Annotated in this window: 10 protein-coding genes; 9 read left to right on the top strand and 1 reads right to left on the bottom strand. The window is 73.0% G+C overall.

Annotated features, from left to right (window positions below; all coding sequences use genetic code 11):
• Nucleotides 1–100 precede the first annotated feature (100 nt).
• The gene (locus tag ACFYU0_RS13265; protein ID WP_389300897.1) at nt 101–1,447 is read right to left on the bottom strand and encodes a PLP-dependent aminotransferase family protein; all 1,347 of its coding nucleotides are present in this window, start codon (nt 1,445–1,447) and stop codon (nt 101–103) included.
• A gap of 88 nt (nt 1,448–1,535) precedes the next feature.
• Here ACFYU0_RS13265 and ACFYU0_RS13260 point away from each other — a divergent pair, with 88 nt between their 5' ends.
• From ACFYU0_RS13260 to ACFYU0_RS13220, 9 genes are all read left to right on the top strand, one after another.
• Nucleotides 1,536–2,354 carry an alpha/beta fold hydrolase gene (locus ACFYU0_RS13260; protein WP_389300439.1) on the top strand — a complete coding sequence of 273 codons (819 nt, stop codon included), beginning with the start codon at nt 1,536–1,538 and terminating at the stop codon, nt 2,352–2,354.
• Nucleotides 2,355–2,498: 144 nt separating this feature from the next.
• Nucleotides 2,499–4,310 (top strand): VWA domain-containing protein, encoded by a 1,812-nt coding sequence (locus tag ACFYU0_RS13255; RefSeq protein ID WP_389300436.1) that lies wholly within the window; start codon nt 2,499–2,501, stop codon nt 4,308–4,310.
• Between the two features lie 86 nt (nt 4,311–4,396).
• A complete protein-coding gene (gene metG, locus ACFYU0_RS13250) occupies nt 4,397–6,010 on the top strand; it encodes a methionine--tRNA ligase (RefSeq protein ID WP_389300433.1) in 1,614 nt (537 codons plus the stop codon).
• 160 nt (nt 6,011–6,170) lie between these two features.
• The gene (locus ACFYU0_RS13245) at nt 6,171–7,082 is read left to right on the top strand and encodes a hypothetical protein (protein WP_351662097.1); all 912 of its coding nucleotides are present in this window, start codon (nt 6,171–6,173) and stop codon (nt 7,080–7,082) included.
• A 65-nt stretch (nt 7,083–7,147) separates the two neighbouring features.
• Nucleotides 7,148–7,861: a nucleotidyl transferase AbiEii/AbiGii toxin family protein gene (locus ACFYU0_RS13240; protein ID WP_389300430.1), complete on the top strand. Its 714-nt coding sequence runs from the start codon at nt 7,148–7,150 to the stop codon at nt 7,859–7,861.
• A 148-nt stretch (nt 7,862–8,009) separates the two neighbouring features.
• Complete coding sequence (locus tag ACFYU0_RS13235; RefSeq protein ID WP_389300428.1) at nt 8,010–8,591, top strand: hypothetical protein; 582 nt, start codon at nt 8,010–8,012, stop codon at nt 8,589–8,591.
• Nucleotides 8,592–8,612: 21 nt separating this feature from the next.
• Nucleotides 8,613–9,992, top strand: a complete 1,380-nt coding sequence (locus tag ACFYU0_RS13230) for a peptidoglycan-binding protein (RefSeq protein ID WP_389300425.1) — start codon at nt 8,613–8,615, stop codon at nt 9,990–9,992.
• Nucleotides 9,989–10,735 (top strand): ABC transporter ATP-binding protein, encoded by a 747-nt coding sequence (locus tag ACFYU0_RS13225; RefSeq protein WP_389300422.1) that lies wholly within the window; start codon nt 9,989–9,991, stop codon nt 10,733–10,735. Before ACFYU0_RS13230 ends, ACFYU0_RS13225 begins: the two co-directional genes overlap by 4 nt.
• On the top strand, nt 10,732–11,946 hold the full coding sequence (locus ACFYU0_RS13220; protein ID WP_389300419.1) for an ABC transporter permease: 1,215 nt from the start codon (nt 10,732–10,734) through the stop codon (nt 11,944–11,946). The genes ACFYU0_RS13225 and ACFYU0_RS13220 overlap by 4 nt, the downstream gene beginning before the upstream one ends.
• Nucleotides 11,947–12,014: the final 68 nt, after the last annotated feature.

Raw genomic sequence — 12,014 nt, 5'->3', positions numbered from 1 at the left:
CCGCGTCCGGCGTATGGCTCGGGTCACCGGGCGAGGCCAGACCCAGACCCCCTCCACCCCGCGCTGCCAAGCCGCACGCTCCGCTCGCCAGCCGCCCGACTCACCCGCCGACCGAGGCCGCCCCGTCCCGCGCGATGCCGGCCAGAGTCCGCAAAGCGAACGCAAGCTCCGGCTCCGGAGCCGAACCGAGCCCGATTCTGACCGCGTCCGGCGTATGGCTCGGGTCCACCCGGAAGGCCGTGCCCGGGGTCACCGCGATCCCGTGTGCCCGCGCGGCCGCGGTGAAGGTGTCCGCACGCCAGGGCGCGGGCAGCCGCCACCAGGCGAAGTAGGCGGCCGGGTCGGACCGCACGTCGAACCCCGCCAGCTCGTCGGCGACCAGCCGCTGCCGGCGCGCGGCGTCCCGCCGCTTCGCGGCGACCAGTCGCGCCACGGTCCCGTCGCCTATCCACCGCACGGCCGCCTCCAGCGCGAAGGACCCCGCGCTCCAGCCGCCGGACCTGACGGCGCGCGCCACCGCCTCGGCCCGCCCGGCCGGCACGGAGGCGAACCCCACGGTGAGCCCCGGCGCGACCCGCTTGGACAGCCCGTCGACCAGGTGCACCAGCTCCGGGACGAGCGCGGCCAGCGGCGGCGGTCCGGACGGCTGGAGGAAGGACCAGATCCGGTCCTCCACGACCGGTATCCCCAGGCTGTGGACGACATCGGCCACCCGCGCCCGGCGCTCGGCGTCCATGGTCAGCGAGGTCGGGTTGTGCAGGGTCGGCTGGAGGTAGAGGGCGGACAGCGGAGCGGCACGGTGGACCGCGGCGACCGACTCGGCGAGCGGCCCCCGGTCGTCGGCCGCGAGCGGGACGAGGACACAGCCGAGCCGCCCCGCGATCTCCTTGACCAGCGGATACGTCAGCGGCTCCACACCGACCCGGCCGCCCGGCCGGACCAGGGAGGCGAGGGTGGCGGCGATGGCCTGGCGGGCGTTCCCGGTGAAGAGCAGTCCCGCCGGGTCGGGCCGCCAGCCCTCCGTGGCCAGCAGGCCGCCGACCGCCTGCCGCGCGGCGTCCGTGCCGGCGGCGGCGGCGGGCCGCAGCGCGTCGGTCAAGGCGTCCGGCCGCAGCAGCGACGCGAGCACGGGGGCCAGCAGCTCCGACTGGCCGGGCGCCGAAGGGTAGTTCAGCTCCAGGTTCACCGGCGGCGCGGCGGCCGCCTCGGTCAGCGCCCGCCCCGGCTGCCCGTCCGGCTCGGTGGCCCGCACGAACGTGCCGCGCCCGACCTCGCCCACCACCAGCCCCCGGCGCACGAGTTCGGCGTACACCCGGCCCGCCGTGGAGGCTGCGATCCCGTGCCGCCGCGCGAACGCCCGCTGCGGCGGCAGCCGTTGCCCCGGACGGAGCCGCCCGGAACCGATGTCACCGGCGATCCGGTCGGCGATACGCCGGTAGTCCTCCACAAGTCCCCCTGTCACACGACGCGTTGAATTGCACCGAGAGCAAAGATTTTATTGCACCGAGAAGACGCGGAACCCTAGGGTCGATCACATGCCCCCGTTCCTCGCATACGACGACAAAAACCCCGCGTCCTCCACCCGCACCCCCCTCGTCCTCGTCCACGGCCACCCCTTCGACCGCACGATGTGGGCCCCGCAGATCGCCGCGTTCTCCGCCGGGCGCCGGGTGATCGCCCCCGATCTGCGCGGCTACGGCGCCTCCCCCGTGACCCCCGGCACCGTCCCGCTCTCCCGTCACGCCCGCGACGTCGTGGAACTGCTCGACTTCCTGGAGGTGGACACCTTCGCCCTGGCCGGGCTGTCGATGGGCGGCCAGATCGCCATGGAGTGCTACGACCGCCTGGGCGACCGCGTGCGCGGCCTGGTCCTCGCGGACACCTTCCCCGACCCCGAGACCCCCGAGGGCAGGAAGGGCCGGACCGCCCTGGCCGCCCGCCTCCTCGCCGAGGGCATGCACGGCTACGCGGACGAGGTCCTGGAGCGGATGGTCGCCCCGTACGCCGATCCGCAGGTCAAGGCCCATGTCCACCGCATGATGACGGCCACGTCCCCCGAGGGCGCCGCCGCCGCCCTGCGCGGCCGCGCCGAACGCCCCGACTACCGCCCGCTGCTGGCCCGGGTCTCGGTTCCGGCGCTGGTCGTGGTGGGCGCCGACGACACCTTCACGCCGGTCGCCGACGCGGAGGCCATGCACGCGCTGCTGCCCGACTCCGCCCTGCACGTGTCCAAGGGCGCGGCCCACATGCCGAACCTGGAGCGGCCGGAGGAGTTCAACGAGGTGCTGGGCCGTTTCCTGGCCCGGGTCGACGGCACACCCATCGCGCCGACGGCGCCCGATTCCCGCGCCTGACGGACACCGCCCATCGCCCACGCGTATCCGACGTCACGCTCCACGGCTCCGCCAGAGACCGAAAAGCAACTTCGGGCCGCTAACCTTACGTGTCCGTCCTGGCCAGGGATTAACGGGTACCAACTCACGCAAAGGGTTGCGCACATGGGCATTCTCACTCTCCTGCGGAACGCATTCGGCCGGGGGCGCAAGGCGCGCGCCGCCGAAGCAGAGGGTGCGGACCGACGTCCGTCGCAGGAACCGGAGCCGACGACCACCGAGCCGGCCCCGGCCCCGACCGCCCAGGTCCCCGAGCCCCGCACCTCGTCCCCGGACGAACACGATCTGGTCTCGGCAGCCTTCGACAACATCACGGTCCCCAGGCAGCCGGACCGCTCCACGGAACCCCCGGCCACGGACACCCCCACCCCGGAACTGGTCCTCAACCTGACCCCGGACCCTGAGCCGGAGGCAACGCCCGAGCCGGAGACGAAGGCCGAGGCGAGGCAGGAGGCCGAGCCGACGCCTGAGCCGGAGGCCGAGCCGACGCCGGAAGCGAAGCCGGAGGCCGAGCCGGCGCCTGAGCTGGAGACGACGGCCGAGGCGACGCAGGAGGCTGAGGCCAAGGCCGAGCCGACGCAGGAGGCTGAGGCCAAGGCCGAGCCGACGCAGGAGGCTGAGGCCAAGGCCGAGCCGGCGCCGGACCCGACGCCGGAGGCCGAGCCGGCGCCTGAGCTGGAGACGAAGGCCGAGGCGACGCAGGAGGCTGAGGCCGAGCCGACCGACGCCAAGGCGAAGCCGAAGGCGGAGACGACGCCGAGGACGGAGTCCGAGGCGAAGGCTGAGGCAGCTTCGGAAGCGGAGCCCGAGGCGGAACCGGAGACCAAGGCGGAACCGGCGGCCGAGACGAAGGTCGAGGCGGAACCGGAGCCCGAGTCGACGCCGAAGCCGGCCGAAGCCGAGCCCAAGGCGGAGCCGAAGGCTCAGGACGAGCCCAAGGCGGAGACGACGCCGAAGCCGGCCGCGGCGAAGGCAGAGGCCGAGGCGGAGCCGAAGCCCTCCACCCCCGAGCCGCAGGCCGCCGACGGCGAGGACACCCCGCAGGGGCCGCCCGCACCCGACAACGAGACCCGCACGGGTGGTGCGGGTGGGAACGATCCCGCCGAAGGCGAAGCCGAGGCGACCCCCGAGCCGCAGGCACCCCCCGCCGAGGCGACCCCCGAGCCGCAGACACCCCCCGCCGAGGCGACCCCCGAGCCGCAGACACCCCACGCCGAGGCGACCCCCGAGCCCCAGGCGTCCTCCGCCAAACCCGCCACCCCCCTCACCAAGATCAAGTCCAACACCCCCAGCCTCGCCACCGCCTACAAGGCAGCCGCCACCACCCTCAAGAAGACCAACCTCACCGGCACCCGCGCGAAGCTCTATCTCGTCCTCGACCGCTCCGCGAGCATGCGCCCGTACTACAAGGACGGCTCCGCCCAGGCCCTGGCCGACCAGACCCTCGCCCTCGCCGCCCACCTCGACCCCGAGGCCACGGTCCACGTCGTCTTCTTCTCCACGGAGATCGACGGCACCACCGACCTGACCCTCACCGAGGACCACGAGACGAAGATCGACGACGTCCACGCGGACCTCGGCCGCATGGGCCGCACCAGCTACCACGCCGCCGTGGAGGCCGTACTCGCCCACCACGAGAAGAACGACGAGCCCGGCACCCCCGTCCTGGTGGTCTTCCAGACGGACGGCGCCCCCGACGCCAAGACCCCCGCGACCCAGTCCCTGACCGAGGCCGCGAAGAACCACCCCGGCGTCTTCTTCTCCTTCGTCGCGTTCGGCGAGCACGACAACAAGGCCTTCGACTACCTGCGCAAACTGAAGACCGGCAACACGTCCTTCTTCCACGCCGGCCCCACCCCCCGGGAGCTCACGGACACCGAGCTCTACGAGGGCGTCCTCGCGGCCTGGCGTCCGTAGGAGGCCGGTGCCGGGGGGTGGACGACGCGTCCACCCCCCGAAACGCGTGTGAGTCGATCTTCGGCGGCCAAGTAGGATTTCGACTTATGGCGGCCACTGGATCCGAGAAGCAGGGGTCGAAGGCGTACTACGTCTCGACCCCCATCTACTACGTCAACGACGCTCCTCACCTGGGCCACGCCTATACGACCGTCGCAGGCGACGTGCTCACCCGCTGGCACCGTCAGCGCGGCGAGAAGGTGTGGTTCCTCACCGGCACGGACGAGCACGGTCAGAAGATCATGCGCACGGCCGAGGCCAACGGGGTCACGCCCCAGGCCTGGGCCGACAAGCTCGTCAGCGAGGCCTGGAAGCCCCTGTGGGAGCACCTGGAGATCGCGAACGACGACTTCATCCGCACCACGCAGAAGCGGCACACCGACCGCGTCCAGGAGTTCGTGCAGGACCTGCACGACAAGGGCGAGATCTACAAGGGCGGCTACGAGGGCCCGTACTGCGTCGGCTGCGAGGAGTACAAGCTGCCGGGCGAGCTGCTCGATGGCGAGGGCGAGTACGCGGGCCAGAAGCTCTGCCCGATCCACAAGAAGCCGGTGGAGATCCTCAGCGAGGAGAACTACTTCTTCAAGCTGAGCGCGTACACCGAGAAGCTGCTGGCCCACTACGAGGCCAACCCGGACTTCATCCAGCCCGAGTCCGCGCGCAACGAGGTCCTGAACTTCGTCCGCCAGGGCCTGCAGGACCTCTCCATCTCCCGCTCGACGTTCGACTGGGGCATCCCGATCCCCTGGGACGAGAAGCACGTGATCTACGTGTGGGTCGACGCGCTGCTGAACTACGCCACGGCGGTCGGTTACAACGAGAACCAGGAGAAGTTCGAGGCAACCTTCCCGGCCGACGTGCACCTCGTCGGCAAGGACATCCTCCGCTTTCACGCGGTGATCTGGCCGGCCATGCTGATGGCCCAGGGCCTGCCGCTGCCCGGGAGGATCGCCGCCAACGGCTGGCTGATGGTCGGCGGCGAGAAGATGTCGAAGTCCAACCTGACCGGCATCAAGCCGCAGGACCTGACCACGCACTTCGGCGTGGACGCCTACCGCTGGTACTTCCTGCGGGCCATCGCCTTCGGGCAGGACGGATCCTTCTCCTGGGAGGACCTCTCCGCCCGCTACACCTCCGAGCTGGCCAACGACTACGGCAACCTCGCCTCCCGCGTGGCGGCCATGGTCGGCAAGTACTTCGGCGGCGAGCTGCCCGAGGCGACGGCCGCCGGCGAGGCGGAGAAGGCGGTCCAGGAGGGCCTGGCCAAGGCCGCCGCGGAGGCCGACCGGCGCATCGGCGACGAGCTGGACTTCCAGGGCGGCATCCTGGCCGTCTTCGACTTCGTCAAGCAGGTCAACGGCTACCTCACCGAGCAGGAGCCGTGGAAGGTCGCCAAGGACGACTCGCCCGAGGGCAAGGCCCGGCTGGCCACCATCCTCTACACGGCCGCCGAGTCCCTCCGCGCGGTCGCCGTCCTCCTCAACCCGGTGATGCCGGACACCTCCCAGAAGCTCTGGGACTCCCTCGGCGCGGAGGCCTCCCTCGGCGCCCTGGCCGACCAGAAGGTCCAGGAGTCCGGTACCTGGGGCCGACTCCCGTCCGGCTCCACGGTCACCAAGGGCGCGGTCCTCTTCCCCCGCCTGGAGGAGAAGCCCGCGTAACCGACCACGCGACGACAGGGGCCCGGGAACACGACGTTCCCGGGCCCCTGCGCGTGCGCGGATGCCGACCGGGAAGGCGTGAACGTTTCCGCCTTACCCGAACGGGTGAACCAACCTGTCCACGAGGCACCCCGGCTCCCGCCCCCTCTACGTTGACCACATGGTCACATCGACACACGAGGCCTCACACCGGATCTTCCAGGAGCACCCCGAGGTTCTCGCCCCCGTCTTCGAGGCGCTGGGCCTGCCGCCTCCGGCCAAGTCGATCGTCGAGGCGCTGTCCCCCGACGCCACGGAGATCCGCCCCCTGGAACGCCGTGTGGACACCGTGCTGAAAGTCGAGCCTTCTGAGGGGGACCGGTTCATGGTCGCCATCGAGGCACAGACCGGTCGAGCCCCGGACAAGGGCATCAGCTGGGCCTACTACGTGGCGTACCTGCATGCGAAGTTCGAGCTCCCGGTACTGCTGGTCGTGGTCTGCAAGAACAAGCCGACCTCGATGTGGGCGGCCGGGCCGTTCGAGAGCCGTGTCGGCCCCTGGGCCACCCAGGTGACGCGCCCGTTCGTCCTGGGTCCGCACAACGTTCCGGAGATCACCGACGTGTCGAAGGTCGCCGACGAACCGGCGATGGCGACCATCTCTGCCATCGTGCACAGCGAGAGCAGGAACATCGACGCCATACTGCACATGTTGGCCCGCGGCATGCGGTCCTTCGACAAGGCCACAGCGAAGTACTGGTGTGAGTTCGTGGAAGTCGGCCTGGAGAACACTCCGGCCAGGGAGACGTGGAAAGGTCTGCAGAAGATGGTCGCCACCTACTTCCCCGGCCGGGGAACCCTCTTCGAAGAGACGTACCTGGAGGGCAAGGCCGAAGGGAAAGCCGAGGGCGAGGCCAAGGGAGTCCTGCGCGTCCTCGAGGTGCGCGGCATCCCCGTCTCGGACGACGCCCGTAAGCGCATCACCTCCTGCACCGACCCCGACCGGGTGGCCGACTGGCTGGACAGGGCGGCCACGGTCTCGCGGGCGGAGGACCTCTTCGCCGGGGATGTCGCGGAACAGACCGAGTCCTGACCTACGAGGTCTCCCGGGCGGGGCACCCCCTCACCCCGCCCCCCTTCTGGCAGAGTACGGATGCCGTGAGCCCTTCCGATCCCCAGTTGCGACTTCTCGCGGACGTTCTCGGCGCAGGCAGCCCGTATGCGCTGGTACTCGCGGGGGGTTACGCCCTGCAGGCGCACGGCCTGGTGTCCCGGCCGCACGCCAACGTCGACTTCGCCACCGAGAGCCCCAAGGTCATGGAGCACATCGTGGCCGCCGTCGACTCGGCGCTGGAGGCGCGCGGACGCCGGGTGCGGGTCGGAGCCGTCACCCCGCTCACCGCGCAGCTCACCGTCACCGACCCGCCGAGCGGGGAGCCCATCGCGCTCGCCCTGCACAAGGAAGCCTTCTGGCAGCCGCCCGAGCTGACCGAGTACGGGCCCGCCCTGTCACTCGAGGACGCCGTCGGCACGAAGATCCGCGCGCTGTACGACCGGGGCGCGGCCGTCGACCTCGTCGACGCGCGGGGCGCCGCCGCCCGGTTCCCCCTGCCCCGCCTGGAGGAACTGGGCCGCCGCCACGCCCACGACCCCTTCGACCTGCCCACTCTGCAGTCCCGGCTCACCGGCACCGACTTCTACGCCGACGCCGACTTCCGCCGGTACGGCCTGGACGAGCCCCAGGTCCTCGCCCTGCGCGCCTGGGCGCAACACTGGTCCGACGACATCGCCGAGCGGCTGATGGAGGACGGCGCCTCCCCGGACACCGAGCCGGACCCGGACCCGGAAGCCGGCCCCGACTCCGGCGCCTGACCGGGCGACAGCGGCGACGGCGAGGGCGCCCTTTCCTCCGGAACGGTTCTTGACGGCTTCTTCATGGGTTCTTCATCACCCCGGATCTACATTCGTCGCCGCCCGGCCGGAACAGGCCGGGCGGCGACGGCGTGAAGGAGGCTCGGTGATGAGTGCGCGGCGGCGGTTAGAGGCGCGGACCTGGCTGGTCGGAGTGGCGGTGGCGGCCGTGGTGGGCGTCGCCGGCTGCGGCGCTGACGGCGACGACGGCGGCGAGATCGCCTCGGCCGGCGGCGGCAAGGCGGGCGCGGGCGCCTCCAAGAACGCGTCGAGCGAGCTGACCGAGTACGTCGACGCCCAGCGCAAGTGGGTCGACTGCCTGCGCGGCGCCGGTCTCGACGCGCCCGACCCCGACGCCCAGGGCAAGGTGGACCTCGGCGACCAGTCCAAGTGGAAGCGCGATCCCAAGGCCCTCAAGGCCCAGGAGAAGTGCGCGGACCTCAGCGTGCCCGTCCCGGAGAGCGTCGAGAAGGCCCAGCAGCCCGAGCTGTCCAAGGCGGAGATCCGCAAGAACCAGAAGTACGCCAAGTGCATGCAGGAGCACGGCGCGGCCGACTTCCCGGACACCGACTCCGACGGCCACTTCCGCGACGTCACCTGGGACGCCACGTCCGCGGGCGCCAAGCGAGCCACGCGCGAGTGCGCCTCCGTCATCGGCGTGCCCACCGACGCGCCCTCGGCCCAGGGCTGACGGGCGGGTGCCGTGGACGTCATGAAGGACGGACACCACGAGCCGGCGGCGGGAGCGGCGGGCCCGGACGATCCGGGGGACACGGTCCGGGCCGCCGGGCCGGGCCGGGCCGCCGCACGCCGGCGGAACAGGCTCGCCCTCGTGGTGGCCGGCTTCCTCGTCGTGACCGGCGTCAGCGTCGTCGGCGCCCTGGGCCTCGGCGGGAGCGGCGGCCCCGACGACGGCGGCGCGGCGCCCGGCCGCAGCAGCCAGGTCGTCCACGTCACCCGGGCGACCCTCACCGACCAGACCCAGGTCGACGGACAGCTCGGCCACGGCCCCCAGGTCCCGTTCCCGGTCAAGGCGAAGGGCACGGTGACCTGGCTGCCGGCCACCGGCACCGTCCTGCGGCGCGGCCAGGCGGTGATGCGGGCCGACGACCGGCCGGTGGTCCTGCTGTACGGCGGTCTGCCGATGTACCGGGACCTGGGGCTCGTGGAACCGGAGCGGCCGGATATCGAGGGAGCGGGCGCGGGCGAGGGAGGCACGGAGGGCGGCAAGTCCGCGGCCGGCGCCACCCCGTCCGCCTCGGTCACCCGCCCGGGCGCCGCCGCGGCCGCGCCCCTGAACGGCATGGACGTCAAGCAGTTCGAGAGCAACCTCAGCGCGCTCGGCTACTCGGGGTTCACCGTCGACGAGTCGTACACCGAGCTGACCGCGAACGCCGTCAAACGCTGGCAGAAGGACCTGGGACTGCCGCAGACCGGCAGGGTCGGGGCCGGCGACGTCGTGTACGCGCCCGGCCCGGTCCGGGTCGCGGGCACCGGCGCCCGCGTCGGCGACGAGGCCGCCGGCGGTCAGGTCAGCTACACCAGCACCTCCCGCATGGTGACGGTCAGCGCTCCGGCCGCCGACACCGACTGGGCGCGGCGCGGCAGCCGGGTCACCGTGGACCTGCCCGACGGCCGCTCGGTCGAGGGGACCGTCGCCAGCCTGGGCTCGGACGCCTCGGCGGCGTCCGGCGGAGGCGGTGACGGCGCGGGGGACAGCGGTGACGACGGCGGAGGCGCGGACGGGGGTTCCGGCGGTGGTGCGGACGGCAAGTCCGCGACGGTCTCCGTCGTGGTCACCTTCGACGACCAGCGCTCCCTGGGCCGGCTGCAGAGCGGCCCGGTCACCGTCCGGTACACGCAGAAACAGCGCAAGGACGTCCTCACCGTGCCGGTCGCCGCGCTGACCGCGCTCGCCGAGGGCGGCTACGGCCTGGAGCTCGCCGACGACGGCGCCCGGGACGGCAAGAACGGGGACGCCGGTGCTCCGGGACGCTTCGTCCCGGTGCGGACGGGGCTGTTCGCCGGGGGCAAGGTGGAGGTCAGCGGTCCCGGTGTGCGCGAGGGCATGAAGGTGAGGATCCCCAAGTGACCCCGCCGGACACCGAGTACGCCGCTCCCGCCACGCCCGTGGTCGAGTTCGCGGGCGTCTCCAAGACGTACGCCGGGGGCGTCACGGCTGTCGCGGACGTCGAGCTGACCATCCGGCACGGCGAACTCGCGTGCGTCGTCGGGCCGTCCGGCTCGGGCAAGTCGACCATGCTGCATCTGATGGGCACCCTCGACAGGCCGTCCGCCGGTCGCATCGTCATCGACGGGTACGAGGTCGCCGGCCTCTCCGACCGGGAGCTGTCCGCGCTGCGCGCGCAGCGCGTCGGGTTCGTGTTCCAGCAGTTCCACCTGGCGGTCGGGGTGCCCGTGCTCGACACGGTCGCCGACGGACTGCTCTACACCGGGGTGCCGCTGCGGGAACGCCGGCGCCGGGCCGCGCGGGCGCTGGCCCGCGTCGGGCTGGACCACCGGCTCGGCCACCTGCCGCACCAGCTCTCCGGCGGCGAACGGCAGCGGGCGGCGGTGGCCCGCGCGGTGATCGGGGAGCCGGCGCTGCTGCTCGCCGACGAGCCCACCGGCAACCTCGACTCGGCCTCCGGGGCAGCGGTGCTGGCCCTGCTGCGGGAGTTGCACACGGCCGGCACCACGGTCGTCGTCATCACCCACGACCGGGAGATGGCGGAGGTGTTCGACCGCAGGGTGGAGATGAGGGACGGACGCGTCGTGGCCGACAGCGGCAGCGGCCCGCGCACCGCCCCGGCGGGCACAAAGGACCGGCGATGAGGCCGGGCACGGCGGGCGGGGGAACGCTCCGGCCGGCCCGGCTGCGGCCCGCCGACTTCCTGCGGCTCGGCGGCACCGGCCTGCGCACCCGGCCGCTGCGCGTCTTCCTCTCCGCGCTGGGGATCGCGATCGGGGTGGCGGCGATGGTCGCCGTGGTCGGCATCTCGTCCTCCAGCCGGGCGGAGGTGGACCGCCGGCTGGACGCCCTGGGCACCAACATGCTGCGGGTCGCTCCCGGTCGGACGCCGGACGGCACGGCGACCCGGCTGCCCCAGGAGGCGGTGCCGATGATCCGGCGGATCGGGCCGGTGGACCAGGTCGCGGCGACCGGTGAGGTCGAGGACGCGGCGGTCTACCGCAACGAGCACATCCCCGTGGGGCGCACCGGCAGTGTGGAGGTGGCCGCGGCCGGGGCGGGACTGCTGCCCGCGGTCGGCGGCGAGGTGCGGGTCGGGCGGTGGCTGACCGAGGCGACCGAGGAGTACCCGGCGGTGGTGCTCGGCGCACAGGCCGCCCGCCGGCTCGACGTCTACACGCCGGGCACCCGGCTCTGGCTCGGCGGCACGTGGTTCTCCCTGGTCGGCGTCCTGGAACCGGTGCCGCTCGCGCCGGAGATCGACGGCTCGGCGCTGGTCGGCTGGCAGGCGGCGCGGACGTACCTGGGCTTCGACGGCCATCCCTCGACGGTGTACGTACGGGCCCGTGACGACCGGGTGTCCCAGGTACGGGCGGTGCTCGCGGCGACGGCCAACCCGGAGAAGCCGAACGCGGTGCTGGTCTCCCGGCCGTCCGACGCGCTGGCCGCCCGGGAGGCCACCGAGTCGACGCTGACCGGGCTGCTGCTCGGCCTGGGTTCGGTGGCCCTGCTGGTGGGCGGGGTCGGGGTGGGCAACACCATGGTGATCTCGGTCCTGGAACGCCGCCCGGAGATCGGCCTGCGCCGCGCGCTGGGCGCCACGAGCGGGCAGATCCGGGGCCAGTTCGTCTCGGAGTCGCTGCTGCTGTCGGCTCTGGGCGGTCTCGGTGGCACGGTGCTGGGCACGGCGATCACCGCCGTCTTCGCGTCCGTACGCGGCTGGCCGACGCAGGTCCCGGTCTGGGCGACGGCGGCGGGTGTCGCCGTCACCCTCCTCATCGGGGCGCTGGCGGGCCTGTACCCGGCGGTCCGGGCGGGCCGCCTGACCCCGACGGAGGCGCTGGCCGGGCCATGAACGCGGGTGCCTGCGGCCGTCCTTCCACGGCCCGGCGCAGACCCGGCCGCCGGTCCCTCGCCGCAGGG

It is taken from the genome of Streptomyces sp. NPDC003720 (genome assembly GCF_042875075.1).
In the GTDB taxonomy this organism is placed as follows: Bacteria; Actinomycetota; Actinomycetes; order Streptomycetales; family Streptomycetaceae; genus Streptomyces.
Note: the sequence above shows the minus strand (reverse complement) of the source record. Positions and strands in the feature narration are given on the sequence as shown.